This is a genomic window from Ruegeria sp. CJ2 (assembly GCF_056536745.1).
This window is the reverse complement of record NZ_JBQFQF010000019.1, coordinates 30,880-53,942: the sequence shown is the minus strand read 5'-3', so window position 1 is coordinate 53,942 and position 23,063 is coordinate 30,880. Positions and strand designations below refer to the sequence as shown.

The 23,063-nt window shown below is 58.6% G+C and carries 20 protein-coding genes; 10 read left to right on the top strand and 10 right to left on the bottom strand.

Features of this window, described 5'->3' with window-relative positions:
- Window positions 1-376: 376 nt before the first annotated feature.
- Entirely contained in the window at window positions 377-2,578 is a 2,202-nt protein-coding gene (gene katG / locus ACR0MS_RS19655) for a catalase/peroxidase HPI (protein ID WP_480577595.1), read from the bottom strand.
- A 231-nt stretch (window positions 2,579-2,809) separates the two neighbouring features.
- Entirely contained in the window at window positions 2,810-3,655 is an 846-nt protein-coding gene (locus ACR0MS_RS19650) for an SDR family oxidoreductase (RefSeq protein WP_480577598.1), read from the bottom strand.
- 90 nt (window positions 3,656-3,745) lie between these two features.
- Between ACR0MS_RS19650 and ACR0MS_RS19645 the strand changes: the two genes are divergently transcribed.
- Window positions 3,746-4,378: a class I SAM-dependent DNA methyltransferase gene (locus ACR0MS_RS19645; RefSeq protein ID WP_171123617.1), complete on the top strand. Its 633-nt coding sequence runs from the start codon at window positions 3,746-3,748 to the stop codon at window positions 4,376-4,378.
- Here ACR0MS_RS19645 and ACR0MS_RS19640 read toward each other — a convergent pair.
- Genes ACR0MS_RS19640 through ACR0MS_RS19630 form a run of 3 tightly spaced genes read right to left on the bottom strand, consistent with a single transcriptional unit; the run spans window position 4,375 to window position 8,326 of the window.
- Window positions 4,375-5,154 (bottom strand): carnitinyl-CoA dehydratase, encoded by a 780-nt coding sequence (locus ACR0MS_RS19640; RefSeq protein WP_170486533.1) that lies wholly within the window; start codon window positions 5,152-5,154, stop codon window positions 4,375-4,377. The genes ACR0MS_RS19645 and ACR0MS_RS19640 overlap by 4 nt on opposite strands.
- Window positions 5,151-7,169, bottom strand: coding sequence for an acetate--CoA ligase family protein (locus tag ACR0MS_RS19635; protein ID WP_480577602.1), 2,019 nt, complete (start codon window positions 7,167-7,169; stop codon window positions 5,151-5,153). The genes ACR0MS_RS19640 and ACR0MS_RS19635 overlap by 4 nt, the downstream gene beginning before the upstream one ends.
- Window positions 7,166-8,326 carry an acyl-CoA dehydrogenase family protein gene (locus ACR0MS_RS19630; protein WP_480577605.1) on the bottom strand — a complete coding sequence of 387 codons (1,161 nt, stop codon included), beginning with the start codon at window positions 8,324-8,326 and terminating at the stop codon, window positions 7,166-7,168. Before ACR0MS_RS19630 ends, ACR0MS_RS19635 begins: the two co-directional genes overlap by 4 nt.
- Before the next feature lie 77 nt (window positions 8,327-8,403).
- On the opposite strand from ACR0MS_RS19630, the gene ACR0MS_RS19625 reads away from it, so the two are divergent.
- Window positions 8,404-9,345: a GlxA family transcriptional regulator gene (locus ACR0MS_RS19625; RefSeq protein ID WP_480577608.1), complete on the top strand. Its 942-nt coding sequence runs from the start codon at window positions 8,404-8,406 to the stop codon at window positions 9,343-9,345.
- Here ACR0MS_RS19625 and ACR0MS_RS19620 read toward each other — a convergent pair.
- Window positions 9,342-10,331: a sterol desaturase family protein gene (locus ACR0MS_RS19620; RefSeq protein WP_480577611.1), complete on the bottom strand. Its 990-nt coding sequence runs from the start codon at window positions 10,329-10,331 to the stop codon at window positions 9,342-9,344. The genes ACR0MS_RS19625 and ACR0MS_RS19620 overlap by 4 nt on opposite strands.
- A 13-nt stretch (window positions 10,332-10,344) precedes the next feature.
- Entirely contained in the window at window positions 10,345-11,100 is a 756-nt protein-coding gene (locus ACR0MS_RS19615) for a class II aldolase and adducin N-terminal domain-containing protein (RefSeq protein ID WP_480577614.1), read from the bottom strand.
- Between the two features lie 116 nt (window positions 11,101-11,216).
- Between ACR0MS_RS19615 and ACR0MS_RS19610 the strand changes: the two genes are divergently transcribed.
- The 5 genes from ACR0MS_RS19610 to ACR0MS_RS19590 all read left to right on the top strand — a co-directional run bounded on the left by ACR0MS_RS19610 (window position 11,217) and on the right by ACR0MS_RS19590 (window position 16,393).
- Window positions 11,217-12,092, top strand: a complete 876-nt coding sequence (locus ACR0MS_RS19610; protein ID WP_480577617.1) for a LysR family transcriptional regulator — start codon at window positions 11,217-11,219, stop codon at window positions 12,090-12,092.
- Window positions 12,093-12,234: 142 nt separating this feature from the next.
- Complete coding sequence (ade, locus tag ACR0MS_RS19605; protein WP_480577620.1) at window positions 12,235-14,037, top strand: adenine deaminase; 1,803 nt, start codon at window positions 12,235-12,237, stop codon at window positions 14,035-14,037.
- A complete protein-coding gene (locus ACR0MS_RS19600; RefSeq protein WP_480577623.1) occupies window positions 14,034-15,497 on the top strand; it encodes an AMP nucleosidase in 1,464 nt (487 codons plus the stop codon). Before ade ends, ACR0MS_RS19600 begins: the two co-directional genes overlap by 4 nt.
- A 130-nt stretch (window positions 15,498-15,627) precedes the next feature.
- The gene (locus tag ACR0MS_RS19595; protein WP_039533371.1) at window positions 15,628-15,915 is read left to right on the top strand and encodes an HU family DNA-binding protein; all 288 of its coding nucleotides are present in this window, start codon (window positions 15,628-15,630) and stop codon (window positions 15,913-15,915) included.
- Window positions 15,916-16,135: 220 nt separating this feature from the next.
- Window positions 16,136-16,393, top strand: a complete 258-nt coding sequence (locus tag ACR0MS_RS19590; RefSeq protein ID WP_480577626.1) for a hypothetical protein — start codon at window positions 16,136-16,138, stop codon at window positions 16,391-16,393.
- Between the two features lie 140 nt (window positions 16,394-16,533).
- On the opposite strand, the gene ACR0MS_RS19585 is transcribed toward ACR0MS_RS19590, so the two are convergent.
- Window positions 16,534-17,751, bottom strand: coding sequence for a BCCT family transporter (locus tag ACR0MS_RS19585; protein WP_480591295.1), 1,218 nt, complete (start codon window positions 17,749-17,751; stop codon window positions 16,534-16,536).
- 172 nt (window positions 17,752-17,923) lie between these two features.
- Between ACR0MS_RS19585 and ACR0MS_RS19580 the strand changes: the two genes are divergently transcribed.
- The 3 genes from ACR0MS_RS19580 to msrA all read left to right on the top strand — a co-directional run bounded on the left by ACR0MS_RS19580 (window position 17,924) and on the right by msrA (window position 19,857).
- On the top strand, window positions 17,924-18,802 hold the full coding sequence (locus tag ACR0MS_RS19580; protein ID WP_480577629.1) for a DMT family transporter: 879 nt from the start codon (window positions 17,924-17,926) through the stop codon (window positions 18,800-18,802).
- A 99-nt stretch (window positions 18,803-18,901) separates the two neighbouring features.
- Window positions 18,902-19,351, top strand: a complete 450-nt coding sequence (gene msrB / locus ACR0MS_RS19575) for a peptide-methionine (R)-S-oxide reductase MsrB (RefSeq protein ID WP_480577632.1) — start codon at window positions 18,902-18,904, stop codon at window positions 19,349-19,351.
- Window positions 19,348-19,857: a peptide-methionine (S)-S-oxide reductase MsrA gene (gene msrA, locus ACR0MS_RS19570; protein ID WP_480577635.1), complete on the top strand. Its 510-nt coding sequence runs from the start codon at window positions 19,348-19,350 to the stop codon at window positions 19,855-19,857. Before msrB ends, msrA begins: the two co-directional genes overlap by 4 nt.
- A gap of 20 nt (window positions 19,858-19,877) precedes the next feature.
- Here msrA and ACR0MS_RS19565 read toward each other — a convergent pair whose 3' ends face one another.
- Both ACR0MS_RS19565 and queG read right to left on the bottom strand, forming a co-directional pair.
- Complete coding sequence (locus ACR0MS_RS19565) at window positions 19,878-21,881, bottom strand: hydantoinase/oxoprolinase family protein (RefSeq protein WP_480577638.1); 2,004 nt, start codon at window positions 21,879-21,881, stop codon at window positions 19,878-19,880.
- Between the two features lie 72 nt (window positions 21,882-21,953).
- Window positions 21,954-22,991 (bottom strand): tRNA epoxyqueuosine(34) reductase QueG, encoded by a 1,038-nt coding sequence (queG, locus tag ACR0MS_RS19560; protein WP_480577641.1) that lies wholly within the window; start codon window positions 22,989-22,991, stop codon window positions 21,954-21,956.
- Window positions 22,992-23,063: the final 72 nt, after the last annotated feature.

Here is a 23,063-nt window from a genome sequence, read left to right as displayed (position 1 = left end):
CAACTCAGCGCGCCCGCCTAAAACTCAACCTCAGATGCCCCCAGTCTATCCTGAGCGTCCCCGCCGCTCCCGCAGCGCCCCAACCCCGCCTCAGCAGCGCCGGTGAAGGGGTATTTACGGATTAGGTCTGGGACCTGCAACCCCCATTTTGAAAAAACTTCACATTTCTCTGCGGAAACCTGCTCATCTTAATAAAAACAACAGGTTACCTTCAAATTTATCTCTGCGGACCCGATTTTTCATGGTTTGATAGTAGGGTTCGAATGGCCCCTCGACGGAATCGTACCCAATGCTTGGTATGCAGCAGAGAGTCGGTCCAATGAAATCGCCGCCCGAGGAGACTCGGACGGCGCGCATCGTTTCGAAGGTTTCCGACTTACTTCAGATCGAAGCGGTCTGCGTTCATCACCTTGTTCCAGGCCGTGACAAAGTCGCATACGAATTTTCCACCCGCATCTGCCTGACCATAGACTTCGGCCAATGCGCGCAGTTGCGAGTTTGAACCGAAGACCAGATCAACACGAGTGCCGGTCCACTTGACTTCGCCACTGGCGCGGTCGCGACCCTCATATACGCCCTTGCCTGCGGGCTTCCATTCGGTCGCCATATCCAGAAGGTTGGTGAAGAAGTCGGTGCTGAGTGTACCCACACGATCCGTCAGCACACCGTGCTTGCTGTCGCCGAAATTCGCACCCATCACACGCAGGCCGCCAACCAGAGCGGTCATTTCCGGCGCGGACAGGGTCAGCAGTTGCGCCTTGTCGACCAGCAGTTCCTCGGGCGAAACGGTATAGTCGCCTTTCTGGTAGTTGCGGAAACCGTCCGCGATGGGCTCCATCACGGCAAAGCTGTCTACATCCGTCTGATCCTGCGATGCATCGGTCCGGCCTGGTGTGAAGGGAACGTCAACTTCGTGCCCTGCAGCTTTGGCCGCCTGTTCGACCCCGACATTACCTGCCAGTACGATGACGTCGGCCAGCGACACCTTCTTGCCGCCAGACTGCGCATCATTGAATGCGGCCTGTACGCCCTGAAGCGCATCCAGCGCCTTGGACAGTTTCATCGGCTCGTTCACATCCCAGTCTTTCTGAGGCGCAAGACGGATACGAGCGCCATTGGCCCCGCCGCGCTTGTCCGATCCGCGGAAACTCGAAGCCGAGGCCCAAGCGGTCGAGACCAGTTCAGACACCGACAGGGCCGACGCTGCGATCTTGGCTTTCAGGTCGGCCACATCCGCGTCGTCGATCAGATCGTGATCTACCGCAGGGACGTTATCCTGCCAGATCAGCTCTTCGGTCGGGGCTTCCGGTCCGATATAGGCCGAACGCGGACCCATATCGCGGTGTGTCAGTTTGAACCAGGCGCGGGCGAACGCATCTGCGAATTCGTCCGGGTTCTCGTGGAAGCGTTTCGAGATCGGGCCATAGATCGGGTCCATGCGCATCGCCATATCAGCGGTGGTCATCATGGTCTTGACCTTCTTGGACGGATCGTGCGCAGCCGGGGCCATGTCTTCTTCTTTGACGTTCACCGGCTCCCAGATATATGCCCCCGAGGGGCTTTTGGTCAGGTTCCAGTCATAGCCGAACAGCAGGTCAAAGAACCCATTGTCCCATTTGGTCGGGTTCGCGGTCCATGCACCCTCGATCCCCGAGGTGGTGGTGTCATCGCCTTTGCCCGAACCGAACTTGTTGATCCAGCCAAAGCCCATTTCCTCGATCGGAGCGGCCTCAGGGTCCGGCCCAACCAGATCGGGATCACCCGCGCCGTGGGCTTTACCAAAGGTATGACCGCCCGCGACCAAAGCGACGGTTTCCTCGTCATTCATCGCCATCCGGCCAAAGGTCTCGCGGATATCCCGGCCCGAGGCCAGAACATTCGGCTCTCCATCCGGGCCTTCGGGGTTCACATAGATCAGACCCATCTGCACGGCAGCCAGCGGGTTTTCCAGATCGCGCTCGCCCGAATAACGGCTGTGCGGATTGTCTGTCGGGGCCAGCCATTCGGTTTCCGAACCCCAATAGATATCTTCTTCGGGGGCCCAGATGTCTTCGCGACCACCAGCGAAGCCAAAGGTCTTGCCGCCCATGGACTCAATGGCGCAGTTACCGGCCAGGATCATCAGGTCGGCCCAGGAAATCTGGTTACCGTATTTCTGCTTGATCGGCCACAGCAGGCGGCGGGCTTTATCAAGGTTGCCGTTATCGGGCCAGCTGTTCAGCGGCGCAAACCGCTGGTTTCCGGTCGAGGCCCCACCACGGCCATCAGCCGTCCGGTAGGTCCCGGCGCTGTGCCATGCCATGCGGATGAACAGACCGCCATAGTGACCGTAGTCAGCAGGCCACCAATCCTGCGAATCCGTCATCAGCGCATAGAGGTCTTCCTTCAACGCTTTCATGTCCAGCTTCTTGAACGCCTCTGCATAATCGAAATCAGCACCCAGCGGGTTCGACGCTGGCGCGTTCTGGTGCAGAATCGAGAGGTTCAACTGGTTCGGCCACCAATCCCGGTTCGAGCGGGTTCCGGCGCCATGCATTACAGGGCATCCGCCTGCCTTGGGGTTATCACTTCCGTCCATGTCGATCTCCATTCCTGGCAAAATCCGGCGCGGTTGCGCCGCTAAAAACTCGGTCGATCAAGAACACATATAGATGACACTTTTTTCCATCCTAAACGCACGGCGAAAATTCGCGCAGGCGAGATGAGCAAGAGCGACTCTCTGGTCTTGTCGAGAACCGTTCTAACAAAGACCAGCCATGCGTATAAGTTTTCTTTATGGATGATTGCGATAATTAAAAATTATCAAAATTCACACGTCCGTCATCAAGGACTCCAGCCCCACCCGATAATTCGGATAGCGCAGCGTCACGCCAAGCTCATCCTTGATCCTGTCATTTCTGACGCGCTTATTTTCGTTGTAAAAGCTGCGCGCCATCGGGGTCAGATCGGCCTCATCAAACGGCACGGCAGGCGGAAGGGGCAGGCCTTGCAGCTCCGCTGCATAGGCGATCACGTCCTGCGGCGGAACGGGTTCATCATCGCAAACATTGTAGATTGCACCGGGATTTGGGGCTGCCATCGACGCCACAAGTACCTGCGCAATATCTGCGACGTGAATTCTGGAAAAGACCTGCCCGGGTTTGATAATACGACGCATCCCGACGCGTTTGAGCTTGGAAAACGGGCCGCGACCCGGACCGTAGATACCAGCCAGACGGAAGATATGGGTCGGCAGCCCCGGAATGTCCTGCCATTGGGACTCGGCCCGCACCCTCCACCTGCCGCGCTCGGCCGTTGGTGCAGGTGGGGTCGTCTCATCAACCCAGTCGCCCTGATGATCGCCATAGACCGCCGTGGTGGACAGATATCCAACCCATTCAAACTGCGAAGCGCGCTCTGCGATCTCGTCTCGTAGGGCCGCCAGAACAGGATCGCCCTGCGCAGTCGGGGCTGTCGAGATCAGCAGATGCGTGACCCCGCTCAGATCGGGCGTCTGACCGGGCCAGACAACGGGTTCGGCTCCGGATGCCTTCAGAGCCGGTGATTGCGCAGGGTCCCGCGTGGTGCCCAGAACCCGCCAGCCCATCGGCTTCAACAACCGGGAAACTTCCTGTGCCGAATAACCGTGACCAAAGGAAAAAAGAGTGCCTGTCATGCCGCCCTTGATGATCTGCAATCTCGGTAGATGCAAGCTTGGGTGCCGAGATACTTGATTCGAATCCCTCAATGCGCCTTTCTTTTAGGCATGAGTACCAAAACACCCGACCTGCACGCCGCCTATGCGCTGGAGTCGCCAGAGGATCACAAGCGGCTTTATGCAGAATGGGCCGGCGACTACGACGAAGGGTTCGCCGCGCGCGAGGACTATCAACTGCATGTCCACACCGCGCGCGCCTTTGTCAGTGCAGGAGGCCAAGGTCCGGTTCTTGATGTCGGCGCAGGCACCGGGTTGTGCGGTGCCGTTCTTGCCGGTTTGGGCGTGGGTCCAATAGACGCCACAGATATCAGCGCCGAAATGCTGGACCGCGCCATGCGCAAGGATATCTACCGCGATGCGATCGAAGCTGATCTGAACAAAGGTATCCCCGTGCCGCGCGAAAGCTATTCCGGCGTTGTGTCATCCGGCACGTTCACCCATGGCCACCTTGGGCCAGAAGCTCTTCCTGCATTGCTGCGCGTCGCCCGGCATGGGGCGCAATTCGCACTGTCTATCAATGCGCAGCACTATGAGAAATTGGGTTTCGCGGAAGCCCTGCACAAGATGGCACAGGGTCAGATTCAAAACCTGACTCTGTCCGAAGTCCCTATCTATGGTGATCTGGCAGTTGGTCCAAACAAGGACGACACAGCCCTGATCGCCCTGTTCGAGCGCGTCTAGCGCCCCTTCCAAACCGGATCACGCTTTTCAGCAAAGGCACGTGCCCCTTCCAGATTGTCCTCGGACCCATAGAGCGTATCCACGGTCGGCAATTGCCGCCTCGTGATCCGGTTCATGACGTCCTGGAACTTGGAATCCTCGGCCTCTCGCACGATCTCTTTGATCGCCGCATAAACAAGCGGGGGGCCGCTGGCCAAAAGGCGCGCCAGCTCCCAAGCGCGATCCATCAACTGATCAGACGGTACGATCTCGTTGATCAGGCCCCAGTTCTTTGCTTCGTCTGGGTTGAACCAGCGCCCGGTCAGCAGTAGCTCCATCGCGACATGGTAAGGGATGCGTTTGGGCAGCTTGACGCTGGCGGCATCCGCCACCGTACCGGACCGGATTTCCGGCAGGGCGAAGCTTGCGTGATCGGCGGCAATGATCATGTCCGCACTCAGGGCCAATTCCAGCCCACCCCCGCATGCGATGCCATTAACGGCCGCGATGACCGGCTTGTTCATATCGCGCAGTTCTTGCAAACCGCCAAAGCCGCCGACGCCGTAATCACCATCTACCGCATCGCCGTCCGCTGCCGCTTTCAGGTCCCAGCCGGGGCAAAAGAACTTGTCTCCGCCCCCCGTGATAATGGCGACCCGCAGGTCTGGGTCGTCGCGGAAATCGCGAAACACATCCCCCATCACGCGGCTGGTGGCCAGATCAATCGCATTTGCCTTTGGCCGGTCCAGAGTGACCTGCAGAATCGCGCCCTCGCGCTTGGTTTTGACCGGGTTCATGAGCTTGCCTTTCGGATCAGAGCATCCACCGCAACCGCCCCATCGGGGCCGCAAATGAGCGGATTGATTTCAACTTCGCTGACATGGGCAGCATTGGCAATGACATAGGCTTGCACCGCATCAACCGTATCCAGAATTGCTTGCATGTCCGCTGCGGGTTTGCCGCGATAGCCCTCCAGCAAAGGCGCGCAGGCCAGTCGGCCCAGCGCCTTGCGGACCGCCTGACGCGACGACGGGATCAACAAAGACACCGAGTCCCTCAGAATTTCCGTCAGCACCCCGCCCGCGCCCAACATCAACACATAGCCATGCGCCGGGTCCCGCGTCACGCCGACCAGCAGTTCAGCAACCCCGGTTGGTGCCATTTCTTCGATCAGAATCTCCGCCATGCCAATCTCGGACGCGGTGCGGGCCACATCCTCAAGGCTCACATTCAGCCGAACGGCCCCCTGGTCGGATTTATGCGCCAGACCGATACCTTTGACCGCAAATGGACCCGTCAAATTCTCTGCCGACTGCCGTGCCACTTCACACCGCGTTACGACGCGCTTCGGCACTCTCACTCCGAATTCCACAAGGTCCAGTTTCGCCTCGGCCTCGGTCAGAACGACGTTCGGATCGCCCGAGGACGGCATCAGAACAGGATCCGCTTGGGTATCAAACGATCGGGATGCGGCTTCCACGGCCGCCAGCGCTTCGTGCAATCCTGCAAAGGGCACCACGCCTCCGTCCAGCAGCCGTTGGGCAACATCCTCGGGCATCAATTCCGGCAAGGTTGCTGTCACGGCAAACGGGCGGCCCGAGCGCGCCACGCAGTTCAACGCAGCTTGCGTCGCGCAGTCCCAATCTGTCGAATCCGTGTGCGGGTAATCGACGATTGCCATGGTCAGGCCCTGCTCTGGGCCTATCATGGCGGCCCATGCCTGCGTCATGGCCTCGGTGTCGCGCCAGATATAGGTGTGATAGTCCAGCGGATTGGCCAATGCCACCATCGGTCCCAGGGCGTCCCGCAACTCGGCCCGTTGCGTCGAAGACAGCGGCGGAAAATGCACGTCCCGGTTTGTGGCCATATCTGCGGCAAGGCTGGCCTCTCCTCCGGAACAGCTGATGGTGCCCAAGCCGTTGCTGTCCAGCCCTCCGGTCACATGCAGCAGCTTGAGACACTCCAAAAAGCTCGGAATGTCGTCCAGCCGTGCGATTCCCAACCGATCCAGCAAGGCCTGCGCACCGGCATCGCCTCCAGCCAAGGACGCCGTATGCGAGATCGTCGCCGCCTGCGCATGGGCAGAGCGACCCATCTTGAGTGCAACAATCGGCACACCCCGAACCCGCGCTTTGCTGGCCAAAACCTCCCATTTGCGCAGATCACCGAAACCTTCGATATGCACGCCAATGGCTGTGATGCGATCATCGTCCAGTAAAGCCAATGCAATATCGGCCTGATGGGTCTGAGCCTGATTTCCGCAGGTCAGCATAAAGGCCAACGGCAGGGCACGGCGCTGCATCGTCATGTTGATGGCGATGTTCGAACTTTGCGTCAGGATCGCAACACCACGATCCACGGGCTTCATTCCATGCTGGTCGGGCCACACGGCCACACGATCCAAGCCGTTCACGAATCCATAACAGTTCGGGCCGAAAATCGGCATATCTCCCGCCGCCACGATCAACTGTTCCTGAAGGTCCGCGCTTGTATCGTCTTCGGCCTGTGCCTCGGTAAAGCCCGAGGCGAAACAGACCGCACTCCCCGCACCCATCGCGGACAGGACCTCAACAGCCTGAATCGTGGCATGCCGGTTGATTCCGACAAAGGCCAGATCAGGCGGCGTCGGCAGCGACTCTAATGAACCGAAGGCCCGTTCCCCGGCAACCTCAGCCGCCTTGGGATGAACGGGCCAGATATCGCCCTTGAACCCGAACTTGCGCGCCTGCTGAATGACCGAGGCACACCACGCCCCACCCCCGATCACGGCGATGGACTTGGGGATTAGCGCACGGGTCAGCGCTGCGGTCATGCGCCCAGCGCCCGCAGCAGATCGCGGCTGATGATGTGGCGCTGAATCTCGCTGGTTCCGTCCCAGATGCGTTCCACGCGGGCGTCGCGCCAGAACCGCTCCAACGGGTAGTCATCCATCAGACCCATCCCGCCATGCACCTGAATCGCCGCATCCGTCACCCGCGCCAGCATTTCCGAGGCGTAAAGCTTGGCCGAGGCGATCTCACGATTTGCAGGCAACCCCTGATCCAGCCGATCAGCGGCGGCCAGAGTCAGCAGGTCGGCGGCGTCAATCTCGGTGATCATGTCGGCGATCTGGAACGAGACGCCCTGAAACTTGCCGATCTTCTGGCCGAACTGTTCACGCGTGGCGGCATAGTCCAGCGCATAGTCGAATGCCCGACGCGCGCGCCCCACGGACATGGCAGCAACGGTGATGCGCGTGGCGTAAAGCCAGGTGTTCATCACCTCGAACCCGCCATCGACCTCTCCCAGAACCTGCGCATCGGGCAGGCGGCAATCATCGAAATCCAGCACCATGTTCTTGTACCCACGGTGGCTGACCGACTTGTATCCGTCGCGGATCGTGAATCCGGGGGTGCCGCGATCCACCAGAAAGGCCGTGATGCGTTTTTTGGGGCCTTTCGGCGTCTGATCCTCGCCAGTTGCGATGAAGACGATGATGAAATCTGCATGTTCCGCGCCCGAGATAAAATGCTTGGTGCCATTGACCACCCAATCGCCACCGTCCCGCACGGCCGCACATTTCATCCCCCGCACGTCTGAGCCCGCACCCGGCTCGGTCATCGCCAGCGCATCCATCTTTTCACCCCGGACGGCAGGCATCAGGTAACGGTCGACCTGATCGCCCTCGCAGGCCATCAAGATGTTCTGAGGCCGCCCGAAGAAATGGTTCAGCGCCATCGACCCCCGGCCCAATTCACGCTCGACCAGCGCGAATTCAAGATGGTTCAGGCCAGCGCAGCCGACGCTTTCGGGAAAGTTGCAGGCATAAAACCCCAGCTCGATCGTCTTGCGCTTGATCTCGTCGGCGATCTCCTGCGGCACCTCACCCGTGCGCTCGACCATGTCTTCATGCGGGTAAATCTCATTTTCAACAAAGCTGCGAACGGTCGATGCGATCATCTCTTGTTCGTCGGACAGGCCGTATTGCATTTGGGGTCTCCACATCTGAGGCTGAGCATATCCTGACGCGGGTTGATCTTTTTATCGTGCAGAAATAGTCATCAAGTATGCAGAAATGGATCAAATCGCCCTCTGCACCGCAGCAATTCGGGGTGCTTCTGTTCGACGGGTTTTCAAACCACTGCCTCGCCAACACGGTCGAGCCCCTGCGTGCGGCAAACACGATTGCAGGTCAAAAACTGTATGAATGGAACTTTCTGTCACTGGACCGTACGCCCGTAACATCCTCTTCGGGATTACAGGTCGCTCCGCACCAGACGCTTCAAGACGCCCGCGGGGATATTCTGTTCGTCATGCCCTCCTACGGGTTCCGGGCACATGGCGGATGGCGCACCTTGGCCGGGTTGCGCGCTGCCGCTGGTCGTTATGTAAAACTGGCCGGATTGGACACCGGAAGCTGGTTGCTGGCGCTCGCGGGGTTGCTGGACGGTCACCGCGCCACGATCCATTGGGAAGAACTCAACAGCTTTACTGAGCGGTTCCCGGAGATCGACACAAGGCGCGAGCGTTACGTCATTGATCGCAACCGCATCACCTGTTCCGGGGCCATGGCCGCCTTTGATCTGGTCCTGCACCTGATCGGGCAGGATCACGGACAGGCGCTGGCGCTGGAGGTGGCACAGCTTTTCATGACCCGCAATTCCGCCCGCTCGCATTCCGGGGGCGCGGGCGCGACCAGCGGATACGTGAACAAGGCGCTGGCCTTGATGCAGGAGAATCTGGAAACGCCGCTGGCCATCACCGAAATTGCCCGCCGCGTCGGACGTTCGCACAAGGCTTTGTCCGTTCGAATGCACGCGGAACTGGGCGCGGGGCCAGCGCAGGTCTATCGCCGCCTGCGCCTGAATCTTGCGCGCAAGCTGGTCGCCGAAACCGACCTGACGATTGCAGAGGTCGCTCTGCGGTCGGGCTATGACGATCCCAGCGCGCTGACCCGGGCATTCCGGGCCGAATTCGGTATCACGCCGCGCGCGTTACGAGCAGGTTAGGTATACATCTGTTTCTTAAAGGCACGCGTTCGGGTCGTCGCATCAGCCGATCCATCGTGATAGGTGCCAAACCACTTATCGAACGGGATTTCGGACGTACCATAGTTGCACTCAAAATACCGGTGGTGGAGTTGGTGAAAGAAATCCCCGGCACGGGCAGCATCCGTGTCCCCGGCCCTGAGCTTTTCGAACCCCGAATGCGACAGCACCGGGCTGATCTGCTGGAAATAGGTATGAAACAGCAGGTGCAGCGGGTGCGACGGCACGATCAGGTGAATGAAATAGGTCGTGAAGTACAAAAGGTTCTCGTACCAGTGGTTGGAAATGCCCGACCATGGCCCGATGTTCACGTTGCGGTGGTGAACCGCATGGACATGTTTATAAAGCTTCGGATGATGTTCCAGCCGGTGTACCCAGTAGAAATGCAGCCCTGACCACATCGGGATGAACAGCATCCACACCACGCACCAGACCGGCGAGTTGGCCCATGTCACTGTCGGCACATATCCGTTCGCCATCGCCCAGTAGATCACCCATTGATACACGGTGGCGACCGTCATCGCGCTGCCCAGCGTCCACCAGATGTTATCCCAGACCTGATTGCGGAATGTGAAGTTGCCGTTGTCGCGTGTCAGGTCCCGGCGATCGAATTTCTTGTACATGCCCTGCCCTTTGCGCATGTACAGCCACCAATGAAGCCCCCCGGCGACCAGGATCTGCGGCACCATGTTCAGCAACCAGATGCGGAACATCCAGCCGGGCGCGAAGCTCTGCATCGTGTCCAGCGCAGGAAAGAAAAACACGTAAGCCGTCACCGCCAGAACCATGCAAAGCGTCAGCGACGTGATTTGTAGCCAAGCGTCACTATACCATTGCAAAACGGCAGCGGGGCGCGGTGGCCAGTTGAATAATGGGTTCAATCCCACCGGCCCGTCAGGGTGGTAATGCCAGCGGGCGGCTTCGGGGTCCTGAGACGCGTTGGTCATCGCGGCCTCCTGCTTATGTGGCGTAGTCTGAGCCTTCGGCATCCAGCAGAGATTTGATCTCTCGCAGATGCGCTTCGGCCTGATCGGGATAATCGTCCAGCTCTTGTGCGGTCTTTTCGGCAATCTCGTCCGACAACACGCGCAACGGTTGCCCGGTCTGCAGCGCACGGATGTACGTTTCGGCTGCGCGTTCAAAATAATAGAGTCTATTAAAGGCATCTGCTGGATCACTGCCAATGACCAAGACCCCGTGATTGCCCATGATCATGACTTTCTTTTTTGGGTCCGAAAGCATGGCAGCGCAGCGCTCGCCTTCGCTTTCAAAGGCCAGTCCGCCAAATTCCTGATCTATCACATATCGGCCGTAGAAAGTTGCCGTGTTCTGGTCGATCGGCGGCAGGGTGCTGTCAGCAAGCGAGGCAAGGACCGTCGCGAAAATGGAATGGACATGCATCACGCAGCGCGCATGAGGGCAGCGTCTGTGGATAGACCCGTGCAAACCCCATGCTGTCGGGTCCGGAGCGCCCGGTTGGGTCATAACATCCGGGTCGTTTGCATCCAGAAGCAACAGGTTTGACGCTTTGATCCGCGCGAAATGCATCTGGTTGGCATTCATCAGGAACTGCGTTCCGTCTGAATTGACAGCCAGGCTGAAATGGTTGGCCACGCCCTCATGCATGTTCAACCGTTCCGTCCACCGGAAAGTCGCGGCAAGGTTCACGCGCTCGGACCAGTGGTCGATATTGGGCCGCAGATTGGTGACACTCATGTCAGGCTCCTGTCGGGTGGCTTCGGACTGCAAAAAGCCTGCCTTCGCTACGGATGTTTGACCAACGAAAAAAACGCAAGTAATCCATTAGTCAAACTTATGCTTGAGTTATGCCAATGCAGAATTCTCTTCCTCCGCTGGGGTGGCTGCGCACGTTCGAGGCCGCAGCACGCCATCTGTCATTCACCGGTGCCGCGCGGGACCTGAACATGACGCAAAGCGCAGTCAGTCAGCAAATCAAGTCGCTGGAGGGGTATCTGGGTCAGCCCTTGTTCTTGCGCAGGCCCCGCGCACTGGAACTGACGGAAGCCGGAATAACCTACCTGCCGGTTGTGCGTGACGCCTTTCGAACTCTGGTTCGGGGCACACAGGCCGTCACCGGCACACAGCAGAACGCAGTGCAGGTTCAAAGCAACATAACTTTTGCGGTGAACTGGCTTGCCCCGCGACTTCCAAAATTTCGGGCGCAGCACCCCGAGGTTCAGTTGAACATCTTTACCGAGCTCTGGGAACCGCGGGAAATGGCCGAAGGTGCTGCGGTAGAGATCCGGTACTCTCTGCGTCCCTCAGATACGGTACGCACCGAGTTATTAAGGACCGATCATTATTATCCCGTCTGCGCGCCGGGGTATCAGGTCACGCTGGAAACTTTGCAGCAACATCCGTTGTTCGACTGCTCGAACCTGTTGTCGAATTGGGAAATCTGGGTCGAAGAACAGGCTCTAATATGGGAGAAACCGCCCATCACCTACTCGACAACTTATCTGGTCAGCCTCTCGGTGGCGATGGCAGGTGGTGGGCTGTGTCTGACCCATGACACCATCGCCCGCAGATTAATTGACGAGGGCAAACTCATCGCGCCTTTCGATCATCGGGCGGCAATGCCCGAAGCCTATTACCTGCTGCTGTCGCCTCAGGCCGAAGAAACACCCGGGGCCCTGGCCTTTGCCGATTGGGTGCGCCGCGAGATTGAAAGCGATCTTCAAGCGTAACGGAACGCTCCCGCCCATCGGCAATGCCCACAAGGGGCATCTTCTCTGGTTGGGCCGGGCAGCGCTGGCGCGCTGCGTGACGGTTTCATGATAGCTGTTCAGCAGGGGTTGAACCTTTCCCAGCATTCAGGAAAGTTGGGCCATGGAATACACACCTTTCCCAAGTTGGCCCGATGTCGCCCCCCGTTTGATCGCTGTCGCCGCAGGACGCGAAACCGCAGATCTGGTTATCCGCGGCGGGTCGTGGGTAAACGTGCATAGCCGCGAAGTTCTGCCAGATCACGACATCGCCATTGCATCAGGGCGCATTGCGTTTGTTGGACCGGACGCTTCGCATTGCATCGGACCCGAGACCCAGATCATCGAGGCAAATGGTCGCTTCATGCTGCCCGGCCTGTGCGATGCCCATATGCATATCGAATCGGGGATGCTGACACCGGCCGAGTTCGCCCGCGCGGTCATTCCACACGGAACCACCAGCATGTTCACCGACCCGCACGAAATCGCCAATGTGTTGGGGCTGGACGGCGTGCGGATGATGCATGACGAGGCACTGCTACAGCCCGTGAATATCTATACCCAGATGCCATCCTGCGCACCATCTGCGCCTGGTCTCGAAACAACGGGCTATGAAATCACCGCACAGGACGTTGCCGAAGCAATGTCCTGGCCCGGCATTATCGGGCTGGGTGAGATGATGAACTTTCCCGGCGTGATCAATGGCGACCCCAAGATGCTTGCCGAGATCGCAGCAACGCAAAATGCGAGGAAAACAGTCGGCGGACATTATGCTTCGCCTGATTTAGGGCCTGATTTTGCGGCATATGTCGCGGGCGGACCAGCAGACGATCACGAAGGTACCTGTGAAGCGGACGCAATCGCGCGGGTTCGGCAAGGTATGCGATCCATGATGCGGTTGGGGTCGGCATGGTTCGACGTGGAAAGCCAAATCACGGCCGTTACCGAGAAAGGGCTGGACCCAAGGAATTTCATCCTGTGCACGGATGACTGCCACTCGGGGACATTGGTCAATGACGGTCATATGAACCGGGTCGTGCGCCATGCCATCGCCTGCGGGTGCGATCCGCTGATCGCATTGCAAATGGCCACGATCAACACGGCCACGCATTTCGGACTTGAACGAGAGATCGGCTCGATCACTCCGGGACGGCGAGCGGATATCATTCTCAGCTCTGACCTGACCGAACTGCCGATTGAAATGGTCATCGCCCGCGGTCTGGTTGTGGCCGAAGGCGGGGCAATCACGGTGGATTGCCCGCATCTCGACTGGCCCGAGACCGCACGGAACACCGTCCATCTGGGGCATACGCTCGCCGCTGATGATTTTGAGATCGCAGCGCCCGCCGGGGCCAACCGCGTGCAGGCCAACGTGATTGGCGTCGTTGAAAATCAGGCGCCAACCAAGGCGCTCAAGGCCGAGTTGCCGATCATCGAAGGATTGGTGGAGGGCGAAGGTGAGGTCTGCCAGATCGCGCTGGTCGAACGCCATCGCGCGACCGGAGGGGTCACGAACGCCTTTGTCTCGGGGTTCGGCTATCAGGGCAAGATGGCCATGGCCTCCACCGTGGCACATGACAGCCACCACATGATCGTTGTGGGAACCGACCGCGATCAGATGGCCCTGGCCGCGAACCGACTGGCCGAAGTCGGAGGCGGCATCACCATTTTCCGCGATGGCGTGGAACTGGCCTTGGTCGAATTACCGATTGCCGGACTGATGTCCGACAGCCCTGCCGCTGACGTGGCGGCCAAGGCTGACCAAATGGTCGAGGCGATGCAAGCCTGCGGCTGTACCCTCAACAATGCCTATATGCAGCACTCGCTTTTGGCCCTTGTGGTGATCCCCGAATTGCGGATTTCCGACCTTGGGCTGATCGACGTGCGCACATTTGAAAAAATTGACCTTCTGGAACCACTTGCATGACAATAATAAAAACACCCGACGTGCCCAGCGCCGAAAAGTTTACCGACCCGGCTGCCGCCGTTGCCCGGCTGGAGCAACTGTATGAACAAGCAACGCGCTTTCTGTGCGACAGCTTTGCCAAGGCGATGGAGCAGGGAACCCCGACCGAACGGTATAGGGCCTTCTATCCTGAAATTCGGATCAAGACCTCGTCTTACGCGCAGGTCGACAGCCGTTTGAGCTTTGGCCATGTTTCCGAGCCTGGAACGCATGCAACCACCGTCACGCGGCCTGATCTGTTCCGGTCCTACCTGACTCAGCAAATCGCGTTGTTGATCAAGAACCACGATCAACCGGTGACGATCGGAGCTTCGGATACGCCGATCCCGGTTCATTTCGCGGTGGCGAACAATCCCGATCTGGTCGTACCCCATCAGGGTGCGGCCGGCTTCACACTGCGCGACGTCTTTGATGTTCCGGACCTGACCACCACAAACGACGACATCGTAAACGGCGTTCACGATCACGAAGACGAAGACGGCCCACTGGCCCTGTTTACCGCCCAACGGGTCGATTATTCACTGGCGCGTCTGGCTCATTATACGGCAACCGATCCCAGCCATTTCCAAAACCACGTGCTGTTCACAAACTACCAGTTCTATGTGTCCGAGTTCGAAAACTACGCGCGCGAACAACTGGCCGATCCCGATAGCGGTTACATCAGCTTTGTATCGACCGGGAATGTGCAGATCACCAAGGCGGATGGAACTCTGGAGCAACCGTTGAAGCTGCCGCAGATGCCGACCTATCACCTGAAGCGTGAGGATGGGTCGGGCATTACGCTGGTCAATATCGGGGTTGGGCCATCGAATGCCAAAACCGCCACTGATCACATCGCGGTGCTGCGACCGCATGCATGGCTGATGGTCGGTCACTGCGCGGGGCTGCGCAACACGCAGGCGTTGGGCGATTTCGTGCTGGCGCATGCCTATCTGCGCGAAGACAAGGTGCTGGACGATGACCTGCCGGTCTGGGTGCCGATCCCTCCGCTGGCCGAGGTTCAGGTGGCGCTGGAACAGGCCGTGGCCGAGGTCACGGAACTTGAGGGGTATGAGCTGAAGCGGATCATGCGCACAGGCACCGTCGCCTCGGTCGACAACCGCAACTGGGAGTTGCGCGACCAGTCCGGGCCGGTGCAACGCCTCAGCCAGTCGCGCGCCATCGCGTTGGATATGGAAAGCGCCACCATTGCGGCGAATGGTTACAGATTCCGTGTCCCCTATGGCACTTTGCTATGCGTGTCAGACAAACCGCTGCATGGGGAATTGAAGTTGCCGGGTATGGCTTCGGCGTTCTATACCACACAGGTCAGCCGCCATTTGGCGATCGGAATACGTGCGATGGAACATCTGCGCGGCATGCCACTAGAGCGTCTGCACAGCCGGAAATTGCGTTCTTTCGACGAAACGGCCTTTCTCTGAAGCAAAAAAGCAACGATTTCCCCATATATTTAGGGTTTTCAGCGCTACTATTCGTTGTGTTCGGCCACAATATCCCGTTACAGTTACGCGGTGAGGCCCTATTTATCGGGCACGTTAAGGAGACCAAGAAATGGCAAAGCCTATGACAAAGACTCAGCTGGTTGCTGCTCTCGCTGAGGAAATGGGGACTGACAAGAAAGCCGCGAATGCCGCGCTGGAGGCCATGACCGGCCTGATCACCCGCGAAGTATCCGCCGGCGGCGCAGTGACCCTGCCCGGCGTTGGCAAAATCTACTGCCGCGAGCGCCCCGAGCGCATGGTGCGCAACCCCGCCACCGGCGAGCAGTTCAAGAAAGAGGCCGACAAGGTGGTCAAGATGACCATCGCGAAGGCACTGAAGGACAGCGTGAACGGCTGATCCCAGCTTTCACTGCGACATGATCAAGGGCCGCCGGTTGGGGGCCCTTTTTCATTTGAACCCTATTGTTTTCTCCCTATTTGTCTGCTTAGAGCCCAAAGCGACCGATGCTGCGGTGTGCAGGTATGTCCGATACCACGCTCACGAGAGCATTTTTCCAGGCACATGAATTCTAAGTTTATTGCAATTTGACTGAAGGAGATGTGTTAAACCTCGTATCATGAAAACTTGGACCGTAAAAAAGAAGCTTGAAAGTAGTTGCAGGGCACGCAACGTGGAAATATGCGGGAGCCCTGACGAAAAGCTGTTCCGTTACTATGAAAATGCTTGGCTTGAAGTTGGCAACGAAGAACTTCTTTACCACCCTGACGGAGGCTATTGGACTTGTCCGAAAATGTCCGGCTACTACGGCAGCATTGAAGAGTGCGAAGATGCAGCTCGCGCCGATATCGCATGGCTTGCCGACAACCGTTCTTGAGGCCCTTAACTAGAGGAGCCATTTACGCAGCCGTAGTGAATTGATGCTTTGTCTTCGTTGCAGACACTATCTGACTAGAAGCCGCTACAAAGAAAAACGGGCACCGACGTGCCCGTTTTTTGTTTTATTAACAAGGTTTATCAGTGAACCGTCTCAACCTTGTGGAAGTCCAGATCGCGGTCCTCGGGCATGGCGTCGATGCTCAGCACCTCGCGCCGTTTGGCAATCAGGATATAGACCACACAGGCCAGATACAGGCCCACGACCACCGCTCCGATCCACTGGATTTGCAGCCACTGGCTCTGGAACAGCAGGGTCAGGCCGAACAGCAGCGCCACGTTGCCGCCGATATAGACCAGTTTGCCCAGACGCTCGACTGTCATGTTCAGGTTGTCGGTGTACAGACGGATCAGCGAGTCCAGCGAGTTGATCACGAAGGTCACGCCCACGATCACCATTGCAATGTTGGTGATACCTGCGGTGTCGATGCCGTTCAGGTGGTAGTAGTAGAGAACGGTGAACCAGATACCCAGCGGGATCGACGGGAAGATCAGCAGCGCCGCCAGCAGCTGCCATGTGGTCAGACCCCCCACAAAGCGCGAGGTGAACTGGCCAATCATGATCGACCATGCAAACCACCAGAACAGGTAGAAGGCGTGATAGTCGGTCAGCGGCAGGACGAATTTGTGGATGTTGGCAAAATAGGCGCCGATATTGCTGCTGGTATCGACAAAACCACCAATGCCCATGCCGGCCGCCGCCCACATGCCCAGGATCAGCGCCAGGAACAGGAAGGTCGAGCCCACCGACAGAATACGCACGTATTTCAGGTCGGTCGAGGAATAGGCCGCCGCCAGGATCACCACGAAAACAATCGCGTAGAAAGCCGGGATGACAGTTGCTCCGTCACCAACCTCGGGGATGTAGCCGGGCAGGTAGATCAGGAACAGGCTGGCAGTGAAGGCGCAGGTGCCGATGATCACCACGTTGTTGATCAACTTGACCAGCGGGATCTCAAAGAACTTCACGCGCGGTTCGATCACGCAGAAATAGAACGCCGTCAGGAAGTAGAACGCCCAGATCAGAAAGCCCCAGAACCCGAACTCAATCGCCAATGGGTTCGCAAAAGCATAGGCAGGATCTTCGGCATAGCCACCGAACTCGGTCAGCGGGAACATGATCAGGCCGACATCCAGACCGGATGTGAACAGGATCGCGATAAAGGTGAACAGATGAACCGGCGTGACGCCGACAATGCGCAGATTCCACCACTTCACCACGAAGAACGCGACCAGACCCAATGCCAGCAGGACGCCGAATGACAGAATGTATTCCAAAAGCACCAACAAACCTCCCATGATGTGTCAGATAGCGTCGCAGCTATCTTTAATTGGCCAGTCAATCAACAAAAACACCGCACAAGGGAAACCAGTACGAACGATGTGTCTTATTTGACGCAAAAGGCGGCGGTTCTTGCAGCCGACGCGGAATTCAGGAACAGTGCGCGAAAATCCCGGAAGGAGAGCGGCGATGGATCTGCGCGCCATGGCTATGGGGCTGACATTTGCACTGATTTGGTCGTCAGCCTTCACGTCGGCGCGGATCATCGTCATGGACGCGTCACCGCTATTTTCGCTGGCGCTTCGCTTTCTGATTTCGGGGCTGATCGGGGTCGCGATCGCGCGGGCCATGGGTCAAAGCTGGCGGCTGACCCGATCGCAATGGTACGCAACCATCCTGTTCGGAATTTGCCAGAATGCCCTTTATTTGGGTCTGAACTTCTATGCCATGCAGACTGTCGAAGCCTCGGTTGCCGCAATTATTGCTTCGACCATGCCCCTTCTGGTGGCGCTGGCCAGTTGGCTGTTTCTGGGCGACAGGTTGCGTCCAATGGGCGTGCTTGGTCTGTTTGCCGGGTTCGCCGGTGTCGCGTTGATCATGAGCAGCCGCATCAGCGCCGGGGTCGATATGTTCGGCGTGATGCTTTGCGGGGTCGGCGCGCTGGCGCTGACCTTCGCAACACTCGCGGTCCGCGGGGCAACCTCGGGCGGGAATTTCATGATGGTAGTTGGCCTGCAAATGCTGGTGGGGTCCGCTGTTCTGTTTGCCGCCGCGCCGCTGTTTGAAACCATCTATATCCACCTAACAGTTCCTCTGGTGCTGGCCTTTACCTATACAACCCTGTTTCCCGGCCTGCTGGCGACCTTTATCTGGTTCCTATTGCTGGACAGGATCGGGGCAACACGCGCTGCTACGTTCCACTTTCTCAACCCCGTCTTTGGCGTGACCATCGCCGCGATCTTACTTGGTGAGAAGCTGGGACCACTGGATGCGGTTGGCGTTGGCGTAACCACGTTGGGCATTCTGGCCGTTCAGCTTTCCCGACAGCCTGCGCCGAAACCCGGCTGATACCCGCACATCTGCGCGAGCAAGGCAAAACCCCCTTTGCTTTCGCCGTTCAAACCGCATTTATTAGGTCGCACCAGTTTCTACACGTCCCGAGGAGCCATGACCCGATACACCAAAGACCCCGAGGCGATCGCTGCCCTGTCACCCGAGGAATATCATGTCACGCAAAATAGCGGGACGGAACGCCCTGGAACCGGCAAGCTGCTGAACAACAAGGAACCGGGGATTTATGTCGACATCGTTTCCGGCGAGCCGCTGTTTGCCTCGACCCATAAATATGAATCCGGTTGCGGCTGGCCCAGCTTCACCAAGCCCATCGTGCACGAACATGTGGAAGAGTTCACCGACCGCACATTGGGCATGATCCGGACCGAGGTCCGATCGAAACACGGGGACAGTCACCTGGGGCACGTGTTCCCAGACGGCCCGCGCGAACATGGCGGGCTGCGGTATTGCATCAACTCGGCCTCCTTGCGGTTTATCCATCGCGATGACATGGAGGATGAAGGCTATGGCGAATACCTGATCCATGTGGAGGATATCCAATGACCGAACAACGCGCTGTTCTTGCAGGTGGCTGCTTTTGGGGCATGCAGGACCTGATCCGCAAACTGCCCGGCGTATCGCGCACCCGCGTCGGTTACACCGGCGGTGACGTACCAAACGCCACCTATCGCAATCATGGAACCCATGCCGAAGGGATCGAGATCTACTTTGACCCCACGCAGATCACCTATCGCGACCTGTTGGAGTTCTTTTTTCAGATCCACGATCCGACTACGGTAAACCGTCAGGGCAATGACCGCGGGATGAGTTACCGGTCCGCCATCTATTATGTGGACGATGCCCAGAAACAGGTCGCTCTGGACACGATTGCCGACGTGAATGCCAGTGGCATCTGGCCCGGCAAGGTCGTTACCGAAGTCGAGCCGGTTGGTGATTTCTGGGACGCCGAGCCGGAGCATCAGAACTATCTTGAGCGTATCCCGAACGGCTATACCTGCCATTTCCCGCGCCCCGACTGGGTTCTGCCCAAGCGCGACGCGGCCGAATAATGGTTGGCCCTAGCCTGGGGCTAACCTGACGCCACCCTTGGGCGGCCGCTGGCCTCGACGGTTACGGTCGCTTCGACAAAAACATCCTGCGCTTCAATTCGGGCGGTCCGGATATCGCGATCCACGATCACCCGAATATCTTCGGCACCCGCCTGACGTATTTCGCTTTCAGCCTCGTCTTTCAGGGCTGTCTGCAAAACCTTCAATGCCTCTTCAGATTCCGCGAAATCCTGCGGCCCGCTCTCAAGATGCACCCTATAGCGCCCCACTGACGGTGACGTTACGGTCCCCGACCTGCGCAAGGTCAAACGACCCACAACAGCCCCGATCGCATTGGCCACGCCTGTATGCTCGGGCAGGATCATTTTGCAATGCAGCCGCTCACCCACTGCTGGGTAGTAACTGGGCGCCGACGCCCCAAGACCGATCACATCCACATTCAGGGCAGCATCCAGCGCCAGCAAACCGCGGTGCCGATCCAACCCTTTTTGCGTCAGAACATGGCGGGCCAGATCTGCTGCGGACAGCCCAAAATCCTCAGCTTCTTCCGCAAAAGCAGTCTCTAACAAGGTCAGAGCAGTTTGCTCGGTCAACTGGCTAACGATCATCTCGGCCAATGCTTCGGGTGTTGCGGCCAGAACATCCCCGGTACCAACACGCTTGCGCGCCACCAGCTCCAGCGCCTTTCGCGCGGCTTCACTGTCCCACGAGGTCAGTCGCCCAAGCACATGGGACGCATCAGACGGGGTGACGCCACTGACCTGAACAATTCCGCGATCCACCAGCCGCGCCAGCGCGCCGCTCTCCATGCGGGTTTTCAGCAAGTCCGACAATGGCAGAACCCGATCCCCGAGCCTTTCCAACAACGCGTCTTCCCGTGGCCCAAGACCTTCCGCAGGAAGGCCCGGAACGCGACGCGCAAAGCGCGTGTCATGCTCACCCACCGTTGTTGCGCGCAGTTGTGCATCAAGTACCGGATGAACAATTTCGGGATGCTCTGCCGCAATCAGCGAGACAGGCAAAACCCGCCGCGGCCCAAGGAATACGCCGCCTGCCAAGCCTTCGGTCTTTACATGCACCTGACTGTCACCGCCCAGCCCATGCGTCCGCATGGCCACGGCCTCGACCATTGTGCGAAAGCCACCCACCTGCGCGCCAGCCGGGTCAATCGCCGGCTTGCCGTCCCGGATCAAGGCAATATCCGTGGTCGTCCCCCCGATATCCGAGACCAACGCATTTTCGGCCCCGGTCAGCCAGCTCGCCCCTACAATCGACGCAGCAGGCCCGCTCAGAATGGTTTCGATCGGTCTGTCCCGGGCCTGTTCCGCGCTCATCAACGCGCCATCACCGCGCACAACCATCATCGGCGCCGAAATACCAAGGTCCAGCAGTTGATCCTGCGCGCGCCCGATCAACCGGTCGATCATTCCAATCAGCCGGGCATTCAACACGGCGGTCACGGCGCGTTTTGGGCCATTCAGCTTGGCAGACAGATGATGCGAACACGTAACCGGCGCGCCTGTCTTTTCCGCAATGATCCGGGCGGCCTCAAGCTCATGCGCCGGATTACGCGTCGCAAACTGCGCCGCCACTGCAAACCCCGACACGCCCGTTTGCGAGTCTAAAAAGGACAAAAGCGCCTCGGTATCCAACGGGGCCGCCTCAGCGCCTGCATGCGTGTGACCCCCGCTTAACACAACGGCCGGATCACCTTTCAAAGCATCCTTCAGCCCGTGCCTGTCCAGATCCGCCTGTTTGAACCCGATATAAACCAGTGCCACGCGCCCACCCTGCCCTTCGACAAGGGCATTGGTAGCCAGTGTCGTCGACAGTGACGCCATCGAGATCTGACCCGGCGAGACCTGAGCCTGCTCCAACACCGCCGAAATCGCTTTACCCACACCGATAGCCAAATCCGCCCGTGTGGTCAGAGATTTGGCCGAGGCGATTACATCCTTTTCGTCCCGAATAAGGACTGCGTCCGTATAGGTTCCGCCTGTATCCACCCCCAAAGCCAACGCCATCGGGACCTCCTCACTGTTCGCTGAAAATCGGTGTAGCGGTTCACAGCGACACGTCCACCTCATTTGCGGCACTCAATCCAGTTGTTTCACCGCCCAGCGCGCGGCATCAGCGACTGTCGGATCGGGATCGTCGACCAGTCGCGCCGCGACCGGCCTGAGATCCGGCAGCCCGGAATTCCCGATCGCATAAAGAACATTTCGCACAAAACGATCGCGCCCGATCCGCTTGATGGGCGAGCCTGAGAATTTTTGGCGAAACGCCCTGTCATCCAAACAGGCCAATTCCGCCAAGGGCGGAGCCTTCAACTCGGGGCGCGCCGCATATCTCAGATCACTTGCGGCGACGGCAAATTTGTTCCAGGGACATTCAGCCAGACAATCATCGCAGCCATATATCCGGTTTCCCATTTTCCCGCGTAGCTCTTCATCAACTGGACCCTTGTGTTCGATGGTCAGATAAGAAATGCAACGCCGCGCATCCAACTGGTAGGGCGCTGGAAAAGCATTCGTCGGACACACATCCAGACAAGCCCGACATGATCCGCAATGATCCACCTCGGCCATATCCGCAGGCAGGTCCAAAGTCGTAAAAACAGACCCTATGAAGGCCCAATTCCCCCAATCGCGACTAACCAGATTGGTGTGTTTGCCCTGCCACCCCAACCCTGCCGCATGGCCCAGTGCCTTTTCTGGTACGGGTGCGGTATCAACAAACACCTTCACCTCGCCGCCACCTTCGGCAATCACCCACCGCGCCAGCCGTTTAAGGCGTTTTTTGACCAGATCATGATAGTCTTTGTTCTGCGCATAAACCGAAATCGCCCCGCGTTCCGCGTGCTGCAAAACCTCGGTTGGATCATGTTCGGGCGTATAGCTCTCGGCAAGCATAATCACCGACCGCGCCTCAGGCCACAAAGCCGCCGGATCACCGCGCCAATGGGTCCGCTCGGCCATCCACCCCATCTGACCATGATACCCGGCATCCAAAAACGCCTGCAACCGAGCTGGCACCTCGGGTACATCCCACGGGCGGCAGATGCGACAGGATACAAACCCCTCACTCAGGGCCTGCGCCACCAACCTGTCCTTCAAACCCGATCCGCTCTTCATCTGGCCAAAAATATCCTCGGGGGGAATCGCGCCCCGGCGCGATGGGGGGCAGACAGCCCCCCTTCTACCCTA

Excerpts from the sequence above, each read along its gene's own strand:
- queG (WP_480577641.1), bottom strand. The coding sequence starts at position 22,991 with ATGAAGAGCGGATCGGGTTTGAAGGACAGGTTGGTGGCGCAGGCCCTG.
- katG (WP_480577595.1), bottom strand. The coding sequence starts at position 2,578 with ATGGACGGAAGTGATAACCCCAAGGCAGGCGGATGCCCTGTAATGCAT.
- ACR0MS_RS19590 (WP_480577626.1), top strand. The coding sequence starts at position 16,136 with ATGAAAACTTGGACCGTAAAAAAGAAGCTTGAAAGTAGTTGCAGGGCA.
- ACR0MS_RS19645 (WP_171123617.1), top strand. The coding sequence starts at position 3,746 with ATGAGTACCAAAACACCCGACCTGCACGCCGCCTATGCGCTGGAGTCG.
- ACR0MS_RS19625 (WP_480577608.1), top strand. The coding sequence starts at position 8,404 with ATGCAGAAATGGATCAAATCGCCCTCTGCACCGCAGCAATTCGGGGTG.
- ACR0MS_RS19585 (WP_480591295.1), bottom strand. The coding sequence starts at position 17,751 with ATGGGAGGTTTGTTGGTGCTTTTGGAATACATTCTGTCATTCGGCGTC.
- msrA (WP_480577635.1), top strand. The coding sequence starts at position 19,348 with ATGACCGAACAACGCGCTGTTCTTGCAGGTGGCTGCTTTTGGGGCATG.
- ACR0MS_RS19610 (WP_480577617.1), top strand. The coding sequence starts at position 11,217 with ATGCAGAATTCTCTTCCTCCGCTGGGGTGGCTGCGCACGTTCGAGGCC.
- msrB (WP_480577632.1), top strand. The coding sequence starts at position 18,902 with ATGACCCGATACACCAAAGACCCCGAGGCGATCGCTGCCCTGTCACCC.
- ACR0MS_RS19620 (WP_480577611.1), bottom strand. The coding sequence starts at position 10,331 with ATGACCAACGCGTCTCAGGACCCCGAAGCCGCCCGCTGGCATTACCAC.
- ACR0MS_RS19600 (WP_480577623.1), top strand. The coding sequence starts at position 14,034 with ATGACAATAATAAAAACACCCGACGTGCCCAGCGCCGAAAAGTTTACC.
- ACR0MS_RS19595 (WP_039533371.1), top strand. The coding sequence starts at position 15,628 with ATGGCAAAGCCTATGACAAAGACTCAGCTGGTTGCTGCTCTCGCTGAG.
- ACR0MS_RS19615 (WP_480577614.1), bottom strand. The coding sequence starts at position 11,100 with ATGAGTGTCACCAATCTGCGGCCCAATATCGACCACTGGTCCGAGCGC.
- ACR0MS_RS19565 (WP_480577638.1), bottom strand. The coding sequence starts at position 21,881 with ATGGCGTTGGCTTTGGGGGTGGATACAGGCGGAACCTATACGGACGCA.
- ACR0MS_RS19640 (WP_170486533.1), bottom strand. The coding sequence starts at position 5,154 with ATGAACCCGGTCAAAACCAAGCGCGAGGGCGCGATTCTGCAGGTCACT.
- ACR0MS_RS19635 (WP_480577602.1), bottom strand. The coding sequence starts at position 7,169 with ATGACCGCAGCGCTGACCCGTGCGCTAATCCCCAAGTCCATCGCCGTG.
- ade (WP_480577620.1), top strand. The coding sequence starts at position 12,235 with ATGGAATACACACCTTTCCCAAGTTGGCCCGATGTCGCCCCCCGTTTG.
- ACR0MS_RS19580 (WP_480577629.1), top strand. The coding sequence starts at position 17,924 with ATGGATCTGCGCGCCATGGCTATGGGGCTGACATTTGCACTGATTTGG.
- ACR0MS_RS19630 (WP_480577605.1), bottom strand. The coding sequence starts at position 8,326 with ATGCAATACGGCCTGTCCGACGAACAAGAGATGATCGCATCGACCGTT.
- ACR0MS_RS19650 (WP_480577598.1), bottom strand. The coding sequence starts at position 3,655 with ATGACAGGCACTCTTTTTTCCTTTGGTCACGGTTATTCGGCACAGGAA.